Annotated in this window: 13 protein-coding genes and 1 pseudogene; 3 read left to right on the top strand and 11 right to left on the bottom strand. The window is 39.8% G+C overall.

What is annotated here, in order from left to right; translation table 11 throughout:
- Positions 1–446: 446 nt before the first annotated feature.
- The 4 genes and pseudogenes from fhcD to BP549_RS11515 all read right to left on the bottom strand — a co-directional run bounded on the left by fhcD (position 447) and on the right by BP549_RS11515 (position 5,125).
- A complete protein-coding gene (fhcD, locus tag BP549_RS11530; protein ID WP_292376781.1) occupies positions 447–1,340 on the bottom strand; it encodes a formylmethanofuran--tetrahydromethanopterin N-formyltransferase in 894 nt (297 codons plus the stop codon).
- 730 nt (positions 1,341–2,070) lie between these two features.
- Positions 2,071–2,549, bottom strand: a pseudogene (locus BP549_RS11525) (chemotaxis protein CheD).
- A gap of 181 nt (positions 2,550–2,730) precedes the next feature.
- Entirely contained in the window at positions 2,731–3,129 is a 399-nt protein-coding gene (locus BP549_RS11520; RefSeq protein WP_292380705.1) for a hypothetical protein, read from the bottom strand.
- 874 nt (positions 3,130–4,003) lie between these two features.
- Positions 4,004–5,125, bottom strand: coding sequence for an ORC1-type DNA replication protein (locus tag BP549_RS11515; RefSeq protein WP_292380702.1), 1,122 nt, complete (start codon positions 5,123–5,125; stop codon positions 4,004–4,006).
- A gap of 704 nt (positions 5,126–5,829) precedes the next feature.
- Between BP549_RS11515 and BP549_RS11510 the strand changes: the two genes are divergently transcribed.
- Positions 5,830–8,466 (top strand): CHAD domain-containing protein, encoded by a 2,637-nt coding sequence (locus BP549_RS11510; protein ID WP_292380699.1) that lies wholly within the window; start codon positions 5,830–5,832, stop codon positions 8,464–8,466.
- Between the two features lie 128 nt (positions 8,467–8,594).
- Here BP549_RS11510 and BP549_RS11505 read toward each other — a convergent pair whose 3' ends face one another.
- Positions 8,595–10,244 carry a Ppx/GppA phosphatase family protein gene (locus BP549_RS11505; RefSeq protein ID WP_292376775.1) on the bottom strand — a complete coding sequence of 550 codons (1,650 nt, stop codon included), beginning with the start codon at positions 10,242–10,244 and terminating at the stop codon, positions 8,595–8,597.
- 623 nt (positions 10,245–10,867) lie between these two features.
- Between BP549_RS11505 and BP549_RS11500 the strand changes: the two genes are divergently transcribed.
- Positions 10,868–11,311: a lamin tail domain-containing protein gene (locus tag BP549_RS11500; protein ID WP_292380697.1), complete on the top strand. Its 444-nt coding sequence runs from the start codon at positions 10,868–10,870 to the stop codon at positions 11,309–11,311.
- Positions 11,312–11,531: 220 nt separating this feature from the next.
- Here the strand turns inward: BP549_RS11500 and ppk1 are convergent, their stop codons facing one another.
- The 5 genes from ppk1 to BP549_RS11475 all read right to left on the bottom strand — a co-directional run bounded on the left by ppk1 (position 11,532) and on the right by BP549_RS11475 (position 19,027).
- Complete coding sequence (gene ppk1 / locus BP549_RS11495; RefSeq protein ID WP_292380830.1) at positions 11,532–13,718, bottom strand: polyphosphate kinase 1; 2,187 nt, start codon at positions 13,716–13,718, stop codon at positions 11,532–11,534.
- 570 nt (positions 13,719–14,288) lie between these two features.
- Positions 14,289–16,457 carry an endonuclease MutS2 gene (locus tag BP549_RS11490; protein WP_292380694.1) on the bottom strand — a complete coding sequence of 723 codons (2,169 nt, stop codon included), beginning with the start codon at positions 16,455–16,457 and terminating at the stop codon, positions 14,289–14,291.
- 51 nt (positions 16,458–16,508) lie between these two features.
- Entirely contained in the window at positions 16,509–17,480 is a 972-nt protein-coding gene (locus BP549_RS11485) for an alpha/beta hydrolase family protein (RefSeq protein ID WP_292380693.1), read from the bottom strand.
- Positions 17,481–17,505: 25 nt separating this feature from the next.
- Complete coding sequence (locus tag BP549_RS11480; protein ID WP_292380690.1) at positions 17,506–17,673, bottom strand: preprotein translocase subunit Sec61beta; 168 nt, start codon at positions 17,671–17,673, stop codon at positions 17,506–17,508.
- Positions 17,674–17,983: 310 nt separating this feature from the next.
- Positions 17,984–19,027, bottom strand: a complete 1,044-nt coding sequence (locus BP549_RS11475) for an S-methyl-5-thioribose-1-phosphate isomerase (protein ID WP_292380687.1) — start codon at positions 19,025–19,027, stop codon at positions 17,984–17,986.
- Between the two features lie 567 nt (positions 19,028–19,594).
- On the opposite strand from BP549_RS11475, the gene BP549_RS11470 reads away from it, so the two are divergent.
- Positions 19,595–20,695 carry an inositol-3-phosphate synthase gene (locus tag BP549_RS11470; RefSeq protein ID WP_292380685.1) on the top strand — a complete coding sequence of 367 codons (1,101 nt, stop codon included), beginning with the start codon at positions 19,595–19,597 and terminating at the stop codon, positions 20,693–20,695.
- 156 nt (positions 20,696–20,851) lie between these two features.
- Here BP549_RS11470 and radB read toward each other — a convergent pair whose 3' ends face one another.
- Positions 20,852–21,565, bottom strand: coding sequence for a DNA repair and recombination protein RadB (radB, locus tag BP549_RS11465; RefSeq protein WP_292380682.1), 714 nt, complete (start codon positions 21,563–21,565; stop codon positions 20,852–20,854).
- Positions 21,566–22,161: the final 596 nt, after the last annotated feature.

Raw genomic sequence — 22,161 nt, 5'->3', positions numbered from 1 at the left:
TAATTAAGTTTGTTCCCTTTATCACTTATTTTCTATCACTTATTTTCTTAGAATACAAATTTTCTTGAAAATGAATTGTTTTAAAAGTAACTTTTTCTGGGAAAACAAAAAGCTACGTGAAAAGAAGAATTAACTGAAATATCAAAAATGGGTCTGATGTGAAAAGGATATGTCAATTAGGACGTAAAAAGGATCCGTGGACTGAAATGCAAAAGGAACGTTGACTAAGATATGAAAAAGATAAGTGAAGAGTAAAGAAAATGAGTGGAGAGTAGTAGATTATGTTCCAAAATCTAGCGGTTTTACATTCTTGATTGAAAATTTTAATTTGTAAGAGAATTCAATCGTCAGAATTAACACTCAATTTTATAAGCATCTTACTGTTGACGTTGCACTGGGTTCTGGTACTGAGCTGAATAATACAAATAAATAAAAAATTATTGAGCTCAGAAGAGCTCATGTAATTTAAACTGATATTTACCCAGCTTTCCACCGTAGTTTCCTGCAGAGATTTTCTTAACACCTGGAACAGTTACAGCGGCTTTAATTCCTGCTTTCATGGCAGCTTTTATGCTTTCTTCATCAAGGCCGTTGATAACGATTTCATAAACAGCGTTGACATCTGCCGGGATTTCAGTGTTCTCAACCTTATCCTTTATGGAAGGGCAAAATTTCTCATTAGCAGTAGCTTTCAGGAATTTGTATTTGTTTGCTCCGGATTTGGAGCCGCTGGCTACAATGCCGCCAGGGAATGGGGTAATTGTACCTTCAAGCTCTGCAATTGCATCAACAGCAGCTTCAGCTGCGGTCAGCGCAGTCATCTGGGAATCCCCAAAGATGAAGAAGTTTCCACCTGCAATTCCAGCTATGGCTCCTATATTTTCTTCGGTCAGGAAGTCTCCTTCCATAATTGGGACTTTATACACTTTGCGACCGGCAATCTGAGTTTCCGATTCCATACCGTCTGCGAAGAATTTGAGTTTAAAACCTACGTTAAACTGTTTTTCAGCTTCAGGAAGCCCATTGAATACTGCAGTTGTAGGGGCTGTAAGTACACACTGCCCAATTCTTTCAAGTAGCTGCTCTTCCAGAGCTTCGTATTTGAAAGTGCAGATCTGTACATAAACTCCAGGCCTGCCATCAGGGGTCTCGCTAGGACTTGCTAACCTCTCAATTCCGGCTTCTGCAGGACACATTATCACAGATGTTGCAAAGCCTGTAGCTTCAGTAGCTGCTACAAGGGCCCAGCGTTTAGTAGCAGCTGTTATGAGTACCCGTGCAATCTTGATCGGAAACGCTTCTGCATATGTATCTTCGATTTCTACTCCGTTGATTTCCATAAAAATCTCTCATTTGCTTATTGTTGCTATTTCGAAATTAGTTTACGAATGATCAGATCTGATTTTCCCTGATCTTATTCTTCGATAAGCTTTCAGAATTTTCCAGATATCTACAGAATAACTTAGAATGAAATATTTACTCAGAGGATTACTCAAAGAGTTGAGAGTAGTGCTCAGAGTGTTATAAAGTGTACTTAATGTGTACTTCAAGTGTACTCACAGTATTAACTTAAAGTATACTTAGTGTGTTGCTTAAAGTATACTTAAAAAGTACTAAGAGTGTACTCAAAATGTACTCAAAGTGCTACTTTACCTTAGATTTAGCCTCAGATATACATTTAATGTTTTATTATATATCTAATGTTTTATTATACATTTAATGTTTTATGTTACTTTATTTCTCTCTTCTTTATTAATGGGGCTAATAATGTTAATTATAATATTTATATCAGATATATAATTTTTCAGAGAAAAGGCGAAGAAACAAAAATTAATTAAAAAATGTATTATTTTGAAAAAATGACTAGCTTATATATTCAAAAATACTTTTAAATACAACTTCAATAATCGAAAATAAAAAGAATTGGTAAAGACTGACTAAAGATAAAAATTGAGTAAAGATAAAAACAGATTAAAAACTATTAAAGAAAACGTATAAAGACGAAAACAAGTAAAAAGATAAAAACGAGCAAAAGTAAAAACAGGTTGGATATAAAACAAATTAGTTTTTTCAGATTATTTTATCTCCTCTCAAAATAGTTCTTACGAGGAGGTTGCCTGTAGAAGTATCAAAGGTTACTGTGCGTCCGTAATTTTTGCCAATATCTTCGGCTATAACTGGTATTTCAAGCCTTTCCAGGGTTTTCTTGGCCCACTCTATATTTCTTTCACCTATACTTATATTTTGGTTTTCAAACATATGTGCTCCTCCGACAAGTTTTGCTTCGAGCCTTTTTCTGGAAGAGCCTTTTTTACCATCTCAGCTGCCAGATACTCTATTCCGGAATCTGCATATTTTGAAGGTTTATCTTTTATCCTTGCATGATTTATACTAGGAAGCATCGCATGGACAAGCCCTCCCATTCTCTCTTTCCTATCATAGAGTGTTATACTTACACATGAGCCCAATCCGAAAGTTTTAATTTTAACCGGACTCCTTGCTAATGCACAGGCTCCTATTCCCACTACAATTATGCCTGAGTCGGTCAAATCGAAAACCCTCATAGTTTAGAAAATTCTCTGGTTTAGAAGTTAGTTAAAAGTTATTTACAAACTATTTATAACTTATTTAGAAGTGATATATAAATGATCTTAGTTTATTCACAAAGTATTTAGTTCTATGAAATCAGGCACAACTGCCAGATTTTTCAAGAAGGAATTTAAATCCTTCCTAAATATTTATATAAAAATATATCTCCGGTTGACCAAATTTCTGGTAAAGCATTCCATTAATTCTTTTTAACAGAATATCTAGTGAAGCAGGATCAAACAAAGTTAAAATATTTCCATAAATTTCCTCTTCTTTTATCAAAAACTCCGCATTGAGCAGGAGGGCGAAGTCTGTCTTACAACTCATTTCCGTGAGCAAAGAATTCAGGATAGAGCCAAACATATCGTACATCGTATAAGACGTTGAGATTAAAATGTTGAGATCCAGAAAATTTGAAAGTGCAGTTACATAAGTTCCTGCAAGGATATGACTGATTTCTTCCATTAAAGACCAGTTGATAGTATCAGTTGGGTCTATTCCTCTCTCTTCACCTGAGAAGATCAGAGAGAGGCTTCTCACACTTTTCTCAGGAAAGAATATTAATATATGCCAATTCAGACCTTTTTCAATATGCATGAGTGAGCCTAGAACTGGAAATTCCTAAACGCTTGTTATTTCGGTATATTTTCAATTTGCTCAAATTTCACGCCTAGAACCCTTGCCTGAACGGTGAGATTTGTTAACTTATTAGGGTCCTCCAAAATTAGTGTGTAAACTAAGGATTCAGAATTCTTATTTTAGGTAATAGATATATAACCAGAGTTCCTCCAATAAAAGTACATTCTTAAAATCTAATTTAGAGGAAAATAAACCCGATTAAACTTTAAAAATAATAGATGGATGGGATTAGAGCTTTATTTTTTGACAAATCAGATTTTTTTGAAATTATGGCAACTGACTCCATTTTCCGTTTTACAAAATTAAATGTTTAAAATAAGGACTAAAAAACCTTAAAATGGAAGTTAAGAATATTTAATTTCTTTAATGGAAAATAAATTCTTTATCATCCGTACTTTTATTGGGGGAGCACTAGCACCACATACAATTCACGAGATAAGGCTTGTTAACCCTTGAAAAGTGAATCATTTTTTGAGGGCCCTATACTTATAAAGTACACTAAAGGTATGAAGCTCGTTCCAAGAATTGTCTATCTGTACCTCATCCCCGCTTTAGAATGAGTCTTGCTTATCTATATCACTTTCCACTTTATTGAGATACACTTTGATACCGATGATTAGACATGCAGAGTACGAGATCTAAATGAGATGAAAAACATCAGAATAAAAGATGATTTAAGACACAGAAACGCTGGGGATGTCCCGCAATAAATTGTGGGGTAGCGTGGTTGGGGTTTAGGTCCTTAATGTAGGTCTTTAGGTAGTTATTTTAAGGCTCAGCCTTTTTTAAGGCAATTAAGAATATCCTCGGCCCCAAATTTTGTTTTTATAATTCTAGTCCTGCCTCTCTGACCCTTGCCGGTAAAGTCCGCATCTATGTAGTTAAGCACCTGGAGCCTGTTGACAATCCCGTAAAAGCGAGTATATCCGAGCTGGGTTAATTCATGGAAAGATTTGTAAAGTTCACCTGCCTGAATTTCTCCTCTTTTTGCTATTAGCTCAAGCAGATGTTTTTCAGGACCGGACAGGAGACTTATACCCCTGCACAGATGAAGCAGTTTGGAAGCTTCATACGCTTTTTCCACATCTTCAGAAGAGATTGTACGGCTTCCCCTGCGTTCGGCATTAAAACCGGAACGTTTTAGAAGATCAATTCCAACCCTGAGGTCTCCGGTCCTTTCTACATATGAGACCACAAGTTCTAGTAACTCATCAGAAATTACCTTCGGATAAAAGCCATATTTTACCCGATCTTTGAGAATATCAAGAATTTCAGCACTTCCGTATCTCGGGAAAGGAATATCTTCAGGCAGAAAAACCGAATTCACTCTTGAATCCAGACAGTAGAGGTCAGCAGCATCATTTACGATCCCAATTACTCCTATCTTTGCTCCAGGATATTGCTCATGCGCTCTCAGCAGCGAATACATTACTTCATTGGCATGTCCCTCGTAACAGAGGTAATTAAGGTCATCAAGAGCAACAAGAAGAACTTTTTCCGATGAAACGAGAAAATTAACAACGGTTTCAAAGATCTTTCTGAACGCAATTCCTGAATTGGGAGGAGAGATTCCAAAAAGCTTCCTGTAAATTCTGGACATTACTGCAAAGCGCGTGGAATCAATCTGACAGTTGACTTTGACGGTAACGATACCAGTCGCATGGGCTTCGACTTCTTTGAATACCTTCATAACTGCACTGGTCTTTCCTGTTCCGGGAGGACCTACCAGCAAACAATTCAAAGGCCGCATACCGCGCAGGGCTGGCTTGAGCGCAAATCTAAGCCCATTCAATTGTGACTCCCTGTGGGGAAAATAATCAGGAAGATAGTCAGGCTCAAGCACCGACGGATCCTTAAATAGGGTCTCATCCCAGAATAGTATGTCATTACCTGTCAAGGGAAGTTACTCCATAAATCATTAATCCGTTATCATTAATAATTGAAAGCTTGTCAATATTAAAAATTCAATAGTATGAAAGCTCGGGGCTGTAAAATTATTTTCGGCTGGGAAAGGAGCTGAACTGGTTACAGTGCAGGAAATAAGATAGTTCTGCATTCTGAATTGAATGATATCTATCAATTTAAATGGAACACTCTCTATCAATCTAATGGAATAATCTATAAGTAATCAAACGAGATTCTATTGGATAAATTACTTAGCAAGATAAATTCAGATAGTATAAACTAAATTCCTGAGAAACTGAATTTTGAGAGTATCCTTGCTGTTTTTTCTAAATTTTTAGTAAATATTGCTTTACTGCATTTAGCTTTTTTGAATTGTTATTCAACATATAATTTAATTAATTAGTCATTTTTAGATGATTAATATTAAAGCTGTTTCATAAAGAATTAGAATATAATTAATTTGAAAATAGTGTGTATTGGTTAATTTTAACAGATAAAAAGAATAAAATTAGATTTATTTATAAAGATTTGAGTAGTAATTATAAAACAACTCAGAAAAATAGTTTAGAAAAAATAATCCTTTAGAGGTTCTGAGATATATAGCATCTCAACTAATTTAACTGTAATTTTAAACACATATCTGTAATTTAATCATAATCCTTTAATCATAAGAAAAACCCGGGCTGGAAAGATAGTATGGAGATAGAATCTAAATTTCTGGTAAAGGAAGAAGCAGATTTTCAGGCCCTTGAAAGTCTTTCAAAGCTGGCTTCATACTCTCTTTTAGAGGCAAAAATTCAGTTAAATGAAGATATTTTCTTTGATACTGAGAACCGGGCTATTATGGCTTCTGGATACTATCTGCGGGTCAGAAAAGCGTATGGGGAAGACGGAAGCTGGATAACTATTAAAAGCCTGGGAGGTTTCGAAGGCGGAACTCACAAGCGAGAAGAGCATGTAAGTTTTCTACCTGAAGGAGCTTCAGTGCTTGCATGTCCTGACTCCCGTATTAGAAATCTGATTTTTGAATTTACGGCAGGACTTGACCTTTTACCGCTGCTGTCCCTTAAACAGAAAAGGATGATTCGCCAGGTAAAAATGGGAAAAAAGCTTATAGCTGAGACTTACCTGGATCGGGTCAGCCTGAAAAGTAAAGGTAAGGAAAAGAACTACAATGAGTTTGAAGTTGAGCTTAAAAGTGAAGGAAGATCAGAAGATCTAGAAATTATCCGGCGTCTCCTTCTCAAGCACTACAACCTGGCTGAGAGCCAATTTTCCAAGTTCGAGAGAGCTTTTCTTTTCATGGAAAACCTTCCTGAGAAAACCTTCCTTAGCCTGAAAGAAAGAGCTTTTTGTGCACAGCTTGCAGATCAGAAAAATGTGTATGGAAAGCAAGCTCAAATTTTAATGGGACTTGATAGAGGAAAGAGCTGCGAAGAGCTCAGCCTGCTTTTAAAACTTCCTCAAACCGAAATAAAAGCTATGCGTTCAAAATTTAAGGAGAAAAGGCTTTCTATTTTTCCTTTTACAACTTATAAAGAAAAGGACCCTGAATTCCATCTTCAGACCGGAAAAAATTGCTTTTCTAAAAAGGAAAAGAAAGCTTTAGAACTTAAGCAATATGATAAGCAATGGGACCCGGAAAGCCTGCTTGAGTATTATGGAGCAAATAAAAACCAGGCCGAAAGAAGAAGGGAATATACTCTTACACTTTTTGATGAGCTGTCTGTATGCCACGGATTGGGGCAGGAAGAGAGAAAACTTCTGGAACTTGCAGCCTATCTGAAAGATACCGGAAACTCCATTTTTCCTGAAGAGAGCACACGTATGAGCAGGGAAATTCTTCTGACACATCCTGTAAAAGGGCTCAGACTTCACGAAATTTTAATGCTCGGCCTTATTATTAAACTTCAAGACCTTTGTGTAAGCCCTTCTGTAAGCGAAAAAAGTTTAAGCTCAACTTTGAAAAGTTTCCATACGGGGCTGCCTCCTGGTCTTCAGAATAAAGCCCTGATACTTTCAGCCATTATGTCGATTGCAGATCTCTTGGAGTCTCTCGAAATTAGGTCAAGAAAGGCAAGGAAGCTTGAAAATGCTCTGGAGATAGAAATAATCGGATCTCCAACTGAAAAAGCTGCAAAAAAGTTTGAAGCACAAAGTAAGCTCTGGAAATATTTCTTCGGAAGGAAACTCCTGTTTTCTCAGATTGCTGAGGAAGAAAAAGTTCCAATCAAAGAAGAATCCGAAAAAAAAGAAATCAAAACGAAGAAACAGGCCAGAGAGGAGAAAAAGTCAGAAGAAAAAAAAGCTGCAAGAGAGAAAAACCCAGAAAAGAAGAAATGCAAGCTGCTTGGAGAGGTAGCTGTCAAACCGACAGATTCTATGGCCTTGATTGCCTGCAGGATATTTTCCTATCAATTTTCCTGTATGCTCTCCCATGAAGAAGGAACTATAAAAGGAGAAGAGATCGAAGAATTACACGATATGCGGGTTGCAGTCCGCAGAATGAGAGCTGCAGCAAAGGTTTTTGAGGATTATCTCGATTCCGAACATCTTGAGCCTCACCTCAAAGGGCTCAAGAGAACGCTTGGCTCACTTGGAGAAGTCAGGGATCTGGATGTTTTCCGCGAAAAAGCCGAAAAATACCTGAAAACTTTACCTCCAGGACATGAACATGATCTTGATCCGCTTTTCACAGTGCTTACGGAAGAGAGAGAAAAAGCCAGGAAAAATATGCTTGATTACCTGGACAGTGAAAAATACTACAATTTCAAAAAAGATTTTTCAGACACACTTGTTTCTCCCGAAACTCTAATCCTTCCTGTAACAAATAGAAAACATGATGCATTACCCCACAGGGTAAGAGAAGTGCTTCCTTCAATCCTTTATAGACGTTTAGCAGATATCAGTGCTTACTCCGAATGGGTGGAAGGGCCTTATCTTCCTGTTGAACGTCTCCACAGGCTCAGAATTGCAACCAAAGGAATGCGTTATACCCTCGAATTCTTTGAGAGCGTACTTGGAGAAGACGCAAAACTCCTGATCAAAGAACTCAAAACCTTCCAGGATTATCTTGGAAATCTCCACGATGCAGTCGTTGCACTTGACCTGCTGGGTTCTTACCTGAGAACCGGAGAATGGGATTCCGCCGAAAGTGAAAAAGATTCCAGAAAAAAGAAGTTTTCCGAGGGCGCAGAAGGAATCGAAGCCTATATCGCATACAGGGAAGAAGAACTCCAGACACTGCTCAATACCTTTCCCGAAGCGTGGGAAAAGATATGCAATGAAAATTTCAGGGAAAGGATTGAAAACGCAGTGAGAAACCTGTATTAATGCAGTACACAACTGTAGTAATTTTTTATAGATGAACTTCGCGAATAAATTTTATGACTAAGCTTTCTGAACAGATTTACTTCAAAATTTTCTCCATAAATCCATTTAATTTTTGATTTAATTTTAATTTAATTTTTTGAGGACATTTCAACCCCTGGGATTTCCTCAAGCTCAGCACCCCCTTCAAGGACTAAGGGAACTCCAGCTTCCTGTTTTATAAGAACTTTGGATTGAATATTGTATCCGAAAATTTTCTTAAAGTATTTCTTCTGTTTCTCTACCTCCCAGATTTCAAGCTGGCACTCCCGTTGAGCATGCATTTCAAGCACTAGGCTGTCAGTAGAGGCAATATAAAACCGGACATGCGAAATAATTCCATTGTGAGAGCGGTCGAGGCCTTCGGCAATGCGGAGCAGGGCACTGAGAACCCTGATGCTTTTTACTACATCTTTATTAAGCCCGACAAAATTGGGATGTTTCTTTTTAGGCGTGTTTTTCCTGTGGAAGTAGGCAAGATTCGCTATGATTTCGATTTCTTCAGGCTGGAAACCGGGAAGACTGCTTTCCCGTATCAGATGATAGGCGTGAGCCTGGTGGGTATCATATGATAGGAATGTCCCTATATCGTGCAGGATGGAACCGTACTCAAGAAGTTCCCTTTCCCCTGCCCTGAACGCATAAATTCCAAGCGCCTGAATACTGTCAAAGAGCTCAAGGGCAAGTCTGGTAACGGTATGGGCATGCTCTTCATCGAAATTGCAGGTAAGCCCTAGCTGCATAATGCTGCGTTTTCTTACCGACATCTGGGTAATCATGTAGGAGAATTCGCTCTTTGAGATATAGTCTACAAGCAGCCCTTCTCGAAGCCCGCGTTTACTTACTCGAATTTCGGAGATTCCCAGCTCTTCCATAAACGTTTCAATAATTGCAGCCCCTGAGATGATAATATCTGCTCTTTGTGCATTGATTCCCGGGAACTTGCGCCGTTCTTCGAGAGGTATTGCACATATTGCCCGGACTATTTTCTTCAGGTCTTCGTATTCCAGTTTCTCAAAGCTTTCATGGGCTGTTTTGTGCAGATAGACAAAAGCGACCTTGGCAAGATTTTCAATTGTTCCCGAGCTTCCGATTGAACAGCTTATGTTATACCTAGAAAGGTCTTTTGTTATATCTGTAATCTTACGCCGGATATGGGCCTTAATCTGCTCATACTGCTCCTCGGAAACAGGCCCTGTCTCATCCGGTAGAAACATGTTTGTCAGCCTGATCGCTCCAAGGTTAAGGGAATAGAGAAAATAACAATGAGTCTGATCCCCCACTGATACTTCGGTACTCCCCCCTCCGATATCTATGAATAGAGCTTTTGAGTTCCCGAGCCTAAGCCCGCTTGAAACTCCAAGGTAAATAAGGCGAGCTTCTTCGGTTCCGGAGATTGTACAGACTTCCAGGTTTGCCTCCCGTTTCAACATTTCGAGAAGCTGAACTTTATTGCTTGCGTCGCGGGTTGCCGAGGTGGCCACAGCTATAACCTCTTCTGCCCTGTAGGCTCTGGCAAGTTCCATGAACTTTTTACAGACAACAACTGCGCGTTCTATTGCCTTCGGCTGCAGAATCCTATCTATGAATTCCTGATCTCCAAGCCGGACGGTCTCCTTCTGCTTGGTCAGGGGCAGGTAAGACCCATTGGGGTTGATCCGAACCAGAAGAAGCCGGATCGAGTTAGTGCCTATATCGATAAACGCAACAACTCTGCCTTCGGAGATTTTCTCGGGTTCCATTATTACCACCTGAAAGCCCTGTCTTTCGTTTTTCTCGAAGGAGTCGAGAAACTCAAAATAAGCTTCACAATACTAGTTCATATTTTTATTCTATTTGAGATTATTTAGTAGTTTCCGAAAGTTTGTAACCGTTATTATTTCCGCACAGATTCAGTTTATGTATTGGACAGATTGTGTATTTATACACTCAATAAAGAAAGGGTATCAAGAAAGCTCTTTTTTAAGGGTTTTTTTCTGTATAATAGTTACAGGAAAAACTAAGCCGTTTTTATTAAAAACATATATCTGTGGATCTAAAATGTTTTTTGTGTTTCAGTTTACACTCATAGGTTATTAAAGTCTCTATTCATATAGTTACTGTAATGATCGAATTCAGAAAGAACTTTTTAAAATTAGTAAACAGAAGTGCTATTGTTGACCAGCTTGACAACTAATCAGCTAGCGACAAGCCAGACTATCCAAAAAGTTGTCTGGAGAAGTTTAAATATAATTATGTATGCCCATACCTGAATATTTTGTAAATATATGTTTTTCTATTTTGTATAAATCAGTAGAAATATACACATTTTAAATATACTAGATGAATATCTCAAAAAATAAGGGCAGATATCATAGGTGAGATTATGTCTAAAAATCGAATAGTTGTTATCTTTTTGGCTATGTGTTTAATTTTGGGCACTCTTTCTCCTGCTTTAGGTGCAACGACTAAGAGCAGCAGTTCGAGCAACTCAGTTTATATCAGTGTTTTGGATGTCGGCGCTCCTGGTGAAAAGCCATATCAAGAATATGTCAAAATCACAAATAGAGGAAAGACATTAATAAATTTGAAAGGTTGGAAAATAAAAGACGAGGGCGCTAAGCATACTTATACATTTTCTTCATACACACTGAAATCTAAATCTTCGGTAACTCTCAGAAGCGGAAGTGGTAAAAACTCTGGAAGTACGCTTTATTGGAATAAGTATTCATTTATCTGGAATAACTATGACCCAAAACATAAGGAGTATGGAGACACAGCATATTTGTATAACGCTCAAGAAAAATTAGTTTCTAAGAAAAAGGGATAAATTTAAAATAAAACGTTCTCATTTTTTTCTTTTTAGTAATAATAAGATAAACCAAGCATATTGAAATTCCTACTATCTTTTAGCGCAATAACAGTTAATTAGATTTTTTATTTTCCAGTTTTGTATAAATCACAGATAAACCAATTAGAAATGTAGACTAATGTGAACTATAAAAATAGAGAAAAATGAAGAAAAAAATGAAAAGAAGAACTTCCCATTTTCAACCTTTCTTAGATCCTAAATCCCAGCTTTTGCTATTTTCAAGCATCCATAACTGAGAATCCAGTTCTTCTTCTTCAGGCTGTGGGTAGATTCTTTCAGTCCTGCCGTTAGGGAGAAGCAGGCGAGCTTTGACGTTATCTCTTAGGTGAGTGCCAAGGATTACATCTCTCACAACAGGAATGTATTCGGTAGAGACCGGAAAGAGGACTTCTACCCTGTTATCCAGATTGCGCGGCATGAGATCAGCGCTTCCCATAAAGATTTCTTCTTTTCCGCCGTTCCTGAAATAATATATCCTGGAATGTTCGAGAAAACGGCCAACTATCGAGGTAACCCTGATATTTTCACTAAGCCCGAAAATACCTGGCCTGAGGCAGCAAATTCCCCGGACAATAAGGTCTACTTTCACTCCAGCCTGAGAAGCCCTGTAGAGTTCCCGAATGCACTGGTAGTCCACAAGGGAATTCATCTTAAAGATCAGGTGTCCGTTCCCACACTTCTCGTGCAGATCGATTTCACGCCTGATACGCTCCAGAATCTGATGTCTTAAAGTCTGAGGAGCTACAAGGAGTTTGATATAATGGTCCTTTCTTGAATATCCGGTAAGGGCATTAAAAAGATCAGAGACGTCCTTGCCTATGAAAGAGTCACTTGTCAAATAGCCCATATCGGTATACAGTTTTCCTGTGACTGCGTTATAGTTTCCTGTGCTCATATGCACATAGTACCCGATGCCTTCTTTTTCAGCCCTGACCACAAGACACATTTTGGCATGGATTTTGCGTCCCGGAAAGCCGTAAGCTACATGGACCCCTTTGCGCTCAAGTTCCTTTGCCCAGCCGATATTGTTCTCCTCATCAAAGCGGGCTTTAAGTTCCACAAGAACCACTACCTGCTTTTTCCGGTCTGCAGCCTTCATAAGGGCCTGAATAATTCTGGAATTGTCATCCACCCTGTACAGGGTCATTTTGATTGCCAGAACATCCGAGTCGTCAGCAGCCTCTTCTACGAAATCAATTACCGACTCAAAACTATCATAGGGATGGTAGAGAAGAATATCTTGTTTTTTCAGATTTGCAAAAATATTCTCTCTTTTCGCCAGCTGAGAATGTTTTTTCGGCTCAAATGGTTCATACTTAAGTTCAGGACGGTTAATCTGTGTAAGTTTAATAAGACTTGAGAGCCCAAGAGGAGCTGCAGACCTGAACATAAGGGAAGAGGTAAGGTCAAGGTTCTTAAGAAGGATATCCGAGACTCTTGTGGGCATTGTATAATCGGTCTCAAGTCTGACAACCGACCCGAAGTAGTTCCTGCCGACTCTCTGTTTTACAGCGGTCAGGAGGTCTTTATCTCCATCCTCATCAAACCCGAGGTCTGCATCGCGTGTGATCCTGAATGGATAAGCTCCAAGAATGCGCTGTCCCGGAAATAGAAGATCAAGATTTGCAGCAATAAGCTGTTCGAGCCAGACAAAACGTCCTGTGTTCAGCTCTTCCAGACTGGAAGTAATTCTATCCTGATCATCTTCAGGAACAACTATTAGCCTCATGAACATTGGAGGGATCTTAACCCTGGCAAATCGTTCCCCATAGTCCGGGTCATCAATTAGTACTGCAAGGTTAAGGCTGAGGTTGGAAATATGAGGAAAAGGGTGCCCTGAATCAAAACCCAGAGGAGTAAGCAAAGGGAAAATATTTCTCTCAAAATAACCTCTTAGCTTCTCTCTTTCCTTTCCGGAAAGCTCAAAGTAATTGAGAACTTTAATTCCTTTTTCCCGGAGGGCAGGCTCAAGTATTTCATTCCAGCAGCTATCGTTGAGAGAAAGCTGCCTGAGAAGCTCTTTTCGGATAACGCGAAGCTGTTCCTGCGCCAGCTCATCTGTCCGGTCATCTTTTATAGCTTCCACTATTCTCTTCTGGATACCTGAAACCCTGACCATGAAAAATTCATCAAGGTTGCTTCCAAAAATCGAAAGAAACTTGACTCTTTCAAGCAGAGGGTTGCGATCGTCAAAAGCCTCTTCTAGTACCCTGTCATTGAACTGAAGCCAGCTGTACTCGCGGTCCGTATATAAACAGGGATCACTTAGATCAGGCATACTGGAAACTTCTACCCGAGCTCCTTCAACATTATCCATAACCAGCCTATCAAAATCTGCACACTGAATGGGGAAGTTCCGCTCCATTACTATCACGCATGGCCTGGGTTTTGAATTTCTTCACATCTGCCTTTAAAAATAATAAAAGACCTGAAGATAGAGTCTTTGTATATCTCATAATTCAATTTCATTACCTGATTGTCACCCGGTTTTACGAGGTTGAAAAGAAGATGTCCCCGGGTTCACTCAAACGATTTAAGGTAGTTAGCCTCAGGGAAATTTCCCTTAATAATATCAACCCTTTTAGCCGATTAGGGTTTTGAGGCCCTCGCATAAAGGGGAAGGCAATCTCCATATGAAGTTACCGGACATGCATTGACACCAGCGTATATATAAATTTTTGCATCTACCGGCTTTTCAGAATTCTACGGAATCTCCGCCAACTCATAACTATTTATTAATATATAGAACTAAAGATTTATAACGTTATCTCTTAGAGTCAATCATCGACAAAAACAAAAATATGCCAGGAGTTAAAGGGAAAAAGTATAGGGAGATGACAAGCAGAAACCTGATTATAGTGAGATGACAAGTAGAGATCGGGCTCTCTCATAAAAATTCTCGATTAATATATTTAAGAATAATGAACTAAATTTTTTAAGAGCTTACTTTTGAGTCCTTTTGAGATACTTTAAATTTACCTTTTAAATGTGAATAAAACTCCTGCTCTTTTCCTGTAGTTTTTCTGAGCAGCCGTTCCACAATTAGCTCGGGAGTACTTCGAGCAATACAATCGTATACAGGATTCCGGTTTACGATCAGCTCCAGGTGGGAGTCCAGGCCATTGGCCTCGATTCCATCTACTCTTACTTCTGTTTCGGTATTTTCAAGGATGAGTTCCGAAAGATGGGAAACGAAAATCCCGAGACTCTGTTTATTTCTGGACAGATATTCAAGAATTCCTGCTATAATTCGCGCAGAAGCGCCAGGCTCAGTTATCGATTCTAGTTCATCCGCAAGCACCAGTTTTCCTGAGGATTCAGAGAGTACTGAGAACTGCTTGAGGGTAGTTTCAAAAGCTCCTGCATCGAGAGTTCCTTTCGATTTCCCGAAATAGTAGAATTCTTCGATAGGCCCGAGCTCAAGTTCTTTTGCAGGGACCGGAAAGCCCATATACCCAAGAATTACACATTGGGCAAGAAGTTCGAGCAGGGAAGTCTTGCCCCCTGAGTTTACTCCGCTCAAAAGTACAACCCTGTTTTCCAGGCCTGATGGGGAAAAACCAGTTTTTCCGATGGAATAATTTATAGGATCGATTTCTCCGTGTCGGGTTTTTAAAAAGAGGTTTTCTCCGGCTGTAAAGCCTATTCCGACTTCAGAAATCAGCTCGGGCAGTCTCAACTGGAATTTTGCCGAAAAGCAGGATACTGAAAAGCCGAGGTCAAAATCCAGAACTTTCTTGACAAGTTTTTCTACAGGCTGGTGAAAAGCTGAAAGCGTTTTTGCAAGCTCCCTCTTTCGAGCAAGTCTTGTTTTCTCAAGAGTATTGTTCAACTTTTGCCTTAGAAGCTGCAATTGAGATTGGTCTGCACAGAGAGGATAGGAAATTTCATCCGGGAAGAGTGAGTCAAGCATTAGTTTTTCTTGCTTCTGAAGCCCTAGTTTTTCAGCAAGCTCTTCTTTGATGGCTTCAATTTCAGCTTTATAGATTTTATTAAGATCCTTTGCAAGCAGGTCTTTAATCTCCATTCCCCCGCTCACAAGCTTGATGAGTTCCTGCCCGCTTAGAGTAAGCGAACTTGCCTCAAGAGTTAAGTTCATGCGCTGGTTAGCTTCAATCAGAGACGAGGTCAATGCAGGATCAAGATTTTCCAAGGCTGCTTCGAGCCTATCAAGTTCAGGGTCAAAGCCTTCAACAGGCTTTCCATCCTCACCCAACTTTGAGAGAGCTCCCTCAAGTATATCAAGCCTCTCTTTTGACAGTTCCTCAAAGAGCTCAAAGTTCTTAGAACGCAGAGATGATACGATATTCAGGCAGGCGCGGATGCAGTCTAGATTCCGAGCAAAAAATACCAGTTCTTTTTCAGGCAAAACCTGCCAGAATTCAGCTCTGGAAAGGTCCTGGAAATATTCGGGTTCAATGTCCTCAGGTAGATCAAAGCTAAGATAGGTATCATCAAAAACAATAACACTGAAATACCCCCTCGCAAGATCTATGAATTCCGAGAGGTCTTCTACGGCCTGGACAGGCAAAAAGTCCTGAAACTTTTCTCTAGCTGCTTCCAGGATTTTTGAATCTCCGCAGAGGATTATCCGATCTCTAACTCTTAGGTTCCCAGGCACTGGCCTGAGCTTACGAACCATCGAGATTAACCTAATAAACTCGGGATTCTCGGAAAAGGCATTTCCTAGTTCAAGATATTCTCTTACGAAAGCATGTCTTTCCTGGATAAGATCCATGCGCGAAGCAGGTAAAGGGTAGAAAAGATCCAGTTTATCCCTAGAATGCGCCGTATGAGCAAAACTTTTTATCAGCTCAAGCAGGCGGGAATAAAGGTCTAGAGCTTCTTTTGTCTTGAGAAAATCTGAAATTGAGCAGCCTTCAGCACTAGATTTGGCATATCTGGCAAGGGAAAGAGCAAAATTGTGACTAATTCCATTGACTTCAGATAGCGAAACTATATCTCCTTCAAAAATAGCCTGAAGAGCCGCGTCTTCAGTTCCAAAATGGCCAATTAGTCTATCAGCTACCCGTTCACCGATTCCATGAATTTCCCGCAGGCTTAATAGTGGCTGAGAAGCTTTCATACCCAAAATACTTTTCATATGTAAGTACTCTTGTTCCAATAAATTTAGCTGGACATTAAGCTCATAACTTTAGTTCAAAAGAAGGGCAAGCTCCTTTTCAAGATAAGGGCGCATTGAGGCCGTATATCCGTGTGTTGCCTCAGTAACGTTATACATCGCTTTTGGTTCTTTTGCAAGGGCAAAGGTTCGCAGCGCCTGATCATGAGAGATTACGGTATCATTAAAAGAATGGATCTGCACGAATTTCGCAGGCGATAGATTAAGGAGATAGGTATCCGGATCGATTGAGCGATAAAAGCGGTAAGCTTCAGGATCGTCAGCAAGGGAAGAATCAATTTCTTCAGTGCCGTACCCTGAGGTGCTGATCCCGATAATCCCTTTAAGTGAAGGGTTGAGGGCGCAGGCAAGGATTGCAACTCTTCCTCCGTTACTTTCCCCGAGAATTGCAAGCCTTTCAGGATCAATTTCTGGCTGGGCAGCCAGTACGTCTGAGGCCTTAAGGGCATCATAAACCATGGTATATTCCACGGGCTCAAGACCAGCTTTGAAAAGTTCAAGGTCTCTTTCTATACTTATAACGCCCAGATTGCGCTGGTCAAGAGTAAGAGTTGCATATCCCATATTAGAGAGCTCTGCAGCCAGACCCTGTTCGGCTTCTTTGCTAACCCCTGCTCCAGGTAATAGGACTAAGCCAGGAGAAGAAGAGAAGTTTCCAGGAATTCTTAAGAGAGCCTGAAGATTTTCCCCTTTGCTTTCAAAAGACAGCAATTTTAAAGTGTCCGAGTTTTCAGGGGCATATATATCTTCGATTTCCTGGATAGTAAATACTGGCTCTTCTCGCTCTGGAAAATATAGAGTACCTGCTTCCGAAACTTCCCAGGGAGCCGCAGCGCCTGCGGAGTTGGAAGGATTGTACATGACCCCGAAAATACCCACGAGTATAAGGAGAAAACCCAGAAAAAAAACTGAGGGTTTAGATATTCTGGTCCCTGAAAAAGCTCTGCGTTTGCTTTCTTTTTTTCCTGAACTCTGCCTGCTCAAGGGAACCCTGCCGAAAAAATTATGATTACGGCCAGAAACCGTTTACAGCACTTAGAAATAATACTGCTATGCCAGTAATGGCACCGACAATCAGCACTGTCTTGGGCTGGATATGAACTGCATTTTTATCTGCTTCATAGTAGCGCATTAGCCCTGCAGAAGACTGGAGCCCGGAACCTGATTTTTTAGCCATGTGTGAACACCTGTGTGAATGCATTAATTAAAATATAAATTTCATTGCCTGTATTTGCCTTTAATAGATTTTCTGGCATAATTAAAGATTACCTGGAAATTAACAATTGAAAATTAGAAAATTTAACATAAATATTAAATAGCCACTTAATATTGCTAAATAACTAAGTAACTGTTAAATTTCCTGTTAAATTTGGTAATTACCACATAATTTACAGTTCTGATATATAAACCCAGCAGAGAAATTTCTTATATAGCTGAGACTCAGAAAAGTTGAAGGAAACTCGTCACGCTCTTGAAGCGGACAATTCTCAAACAAATACTTCGTCCAGCAGGAAGGGCGGGTAAAATACTCCTTTCTCAGTAATTATTGCATTTACGTTTTCCATAGGAGTTGCGTCAAAAGCAGGATTGTAAACCTCCACGTCTTTTGGGGCAAGCTGCTCAGACCCGAAAAAGCGCAATTCATCCGGGTTTCGCATCTCGATCTTTACACTGCCTTCCCAACCATTAAAATCGAAAGTAGAGACTGGAGCTGCTACATAGAAGGGAATTTCATGCTCTTTTGCAAGAATAGAGAGAGAATATGTGCCTATTTTGTTGAAAATGACATCCTGTGTGATCCTGTCAGCTCCTACAAGCACACTGTCTACAAGTCCCTGCTGCATTACCCACCCAGCCATTGAATCCGAAATAAGGGTTACTGGAATCTTGTCCTGCATCAGCTCCCATGTAGTGATCCTGCTTCCCTGGTTCAACGGCCTGGTTTCACAAGCAATAACCTTGATCTCTTTGCCTTCAGCAATAGCCGAACGCACAACTCCAAGAGCTGTACCCCAGTCCACACAGGCTAGCCTACCTGTATTACAGTGTGTGAGTACGGTATCTCCATCCTTCAGGAATTTTGCCCCGAATTTGCCTATTCGCTTGTTTGTGGCTATATCTTCTTCCGCGATATCCCTGGCTTCCTGAAGGGCAATGTCCCTGACTCCCTGAACATCAAAGGCATCCGAAATTGCTCTTAGAACCCTGTCCACGCCCCAGCTAAGATTTACTGCAGTCGGGCGAGTTGACTTAAGGGTTTTTCCCGCAATCTCTAGATCTCTTGTCATTGTTTCAATATCTCTGGCCCCACTCAGGAAAGCTGCAAGGGCAATCCCGAAACCTCCTGCTGCACCGAGAGCAGGGGCACCTCTTATCCGGAGAGATTTTATAGCCTCACACAGAGAACTCAGGGTTTTGCATTCAATTATCCTGTATTCTTTCGGGAGCAGGGTCTGGTCTACCAGCACCACGGAGTTGGACTCTTCCTTCCAGTCAATTGTCCTCATTAGATCACTTTCCAATGTAAGCATCAAGTTGTACCGGAGAAATTCCGGCTTTTCTTTCAAGCTGTCCATCAGATAAAAACCTATTCAACTCTCAGACTCGTTATCTTTTCTTCTTTGTATTATCCGTGCAACCTTAAAGACTTAAAATTAATTATATTAATCTTATATTAATCAAAACGAAATTGTGTTAAAGGCGTTTATCACTAAACGCCATAGTTGCTGGAAAATTGTAGCTAATAAAGATTCCTGCAACCATTCCTCAAAATAAAATTATATTTAAAAAAACAGATAACACATATTAGGATTTAAACAAATGCAGTCTCTTTTCCCAATGACGCAAATTTAGATATAATAGATTTATAGGGTAACAGAACAAATAGGAGAAGGTTTAAAATTCATAGCTGCAATACAAGAAGTCGTAATTTCAGAAAATAAATTCTTAAACTTCAGGAACATTGAATCCGTAAATCCTTGAATCTTTAGATTTCATTTAATCGTAAAAGATATGTCATTTTATTTAATTGTAAAAGATATGTCATTTCATTAATGCGGTTTATGATAATCCGGGTATTCATCGGAGAGTAAGCGCCTATGACAAAAATAAAAATAGCAATTGCAGGAATCGGGAACTGTGCAAGTTCTTTGATACAGGGCATTGAGTACTATAAAGTCGAAGATAAAGAGCCCATAGGACTGATGCACAGAGAAATTGGAGGGTATAAGCCCGGCGATATCGAAGTCGTTGCTGCCTTTGACATTGATGCCAGGAAGGTAGGAGAAGATGTTTCCAAGGCAATCTTTGCTCCCCCGAACTGCACAGCGGTTTTTTGTCCTGATATTTCATCCACAGGTGTGAAGGTTAAAATGGGCAAGATCCTTGACGGGGTCTCTGACCATATGAAGAATTATGGGGAAAAATATACCTTTGTTGTTAGCAAGGAACAAGAAGCCACAAAAGTAGATATAGTGAATGAACTTAAGAATTCGGGTGCCGAGATGCTTCTCAATTACCTGCCTGTAGGTTCTGAAGAAGCAGTCCGTTTTTATGCAGAGTGTGCCCTTGAGGCAGGTGTGGCTTTTATAAATAATATGCCTGTTTTTATCGCAAGCAATCCCGAATGGGCAAAAAAGTTTGAGGAAAAGAATATTCCGATCATTGGTGATGATATCAAAGCTCAACTTGGAGCTACCATCACGCACAGGATTCTTGCAGATCTTTTCGAAAAGCGAGGCGTTAAACTCGAAAGAACATACCAGCTAAATACTGGCGGAAACACGGATTTTCTCAATATGCTCAACAGAAGCAGGCTTGCTTCCAAACGGGAATCAAAGACCGAAGCTGTTCAGTCCGTGCTTTCCAAAAAGCTTGATGACGATAATATTCACATTGGACCCAGCGATTACGTAGCCTGGCAAAAAGACAACAAGATCTGCTTCCTGAGAATGGAAGGCAAGCTTTTTGGAGATGTACCTATGAATCTTGAACTCCGGCTTTCTGTAGAAGACTCTCCTAACTCAGGAGGTGTGGTAATAGATGCTATCCGATGCTGCAAGCTGGCTCTTGACCGTGGAATAGGAGGAGTGTTATATTCCCCGGCTTCCTACTTTATGAAACATCCGGCAATTCAGTACCCTGACGACGAAGCTTACAGGCGGACTGAAGAATTTATATCTGGAACCAGAGAACGTTAAAATTCTGGTAAGAGATTCCTGTAAAAAGGAATTCTAAAACCCCCGGAAGTTCCCGGGAGTTTTAAGTTTTTCTTCTTAATTATCAAGGACTTTTCTAAGAACTTTTTCTAATTTTAATCTGTTAGGGAATTCTTCTGGCTTAGCGAATTTCTCGGCTTAGCGAATCCCTTCGGCTGTAATTCTAAACTCTGCACTCGAGCCTTCCGGACAGGATCGATGTTTATACAGAATGGCGCGTCTGGTTCCTTCTCCAGTTTTTTCAAGCTGGATAATTGTCTTTGAGATATGCTCCAGGGAACTGCCGCCAAGAGGGCGCACGCCTCCGGAAGTAATATCGGAATATACCTGGTTGGTTATAACTGCAACAAAACCATATTTACGGGCAAGGGCGTGCAAAAATCCTATCTGGCTAGCAAGTTCTCTGCGGCTTTTCATGCCTGTCTCATTGTCTTCAAGCTCAAACCGGTAATATGAAGTTGCAGAATCCAGGATTACGAGACCTATATTCTCACTAGCTATTCTCTCCACCTCTCTTACGGCCGCATATTGTTCTTCAAAATTCAGGGGTTCATAGATAATGATGCTTCTGGCTATTTCTTTTGCATTCTCCCCTGCGATTTGCTTGAAACGAGTAGGAGAAAGCCCTTCGGTATCTATGAAGATGACTCTCTGCCCTTGCTTTACACATTCCACTGCAAGCTGGATGCAGATATTTGTTTTCCCGGTTCCTGCAGGTCCGAAGATTTGAGTCACGATCCCTTTTTCGAAACCTCCTCCCAGAAGTTCGTCAAGAGGCTTGCAGCCGGAAGATAACAGTTTTTCTATGAAGTGACACCTCTTTTTGTGCTTGATACATATAACTGGCCCCATGATATAACGTTTTTTTGTAATCCTCAACCTTTTCAGGAATATTAAAGATTTCTAAACGGAATAAAAAAGACAAAGTTGATATAAAAGAAATGCTCAGGTACGGATTCCCAGCCATGAGAAAAAGAAAAATTTCACAAAAGTAGAGACAAAAAGAAAATTGTCTTTTTGTGATATTTTTCACGGTTTCGAGGAATAATTCCTTATAGATCTTAGCCGTACCTGTACCTGGCAAATAGGCTGCAGATGTCCTTTAAAGCCTTCTGTGCTTGAAATTGTTTACCAAAATAAGGCAGTATTTCAAAAACAGGAATCCTCAAATTTATTACCAGACTTGGTAACAAAGAGTGAATCTTTGTATACAAAACAAAGATGTTACTGTATCCAAACTTGGGCTGAAAAACGATTATTAAGCGACATAGCATTTAGAATATTTACCTGAAAATAAAGGTAATTTCACTCAATAGAATGAAAAAAGATATCCTGGGGGAACCTTTTAAGAAGCTGTACCCTTTTCCGATATTGCTGACTGATACATGAAAATACATATTTATAGGGACTATAAGGGTTAGCTGAGGAATGGTAACCCATGTGGGGTT

It is taken from the genome of Methanosarcina sp. UBA289, assembly GCA_002496565.1.
Classification (GTDB): Archaea; Halobacteriota; Methanosarcinia; order Methanosarcinales; family Methanosarcinaceae; genus Methanosarcina.
Note: the sequence above shows the minus strand (reverse complement) of the source record. Positions and strands in the feature narration are given on the sequence as shown.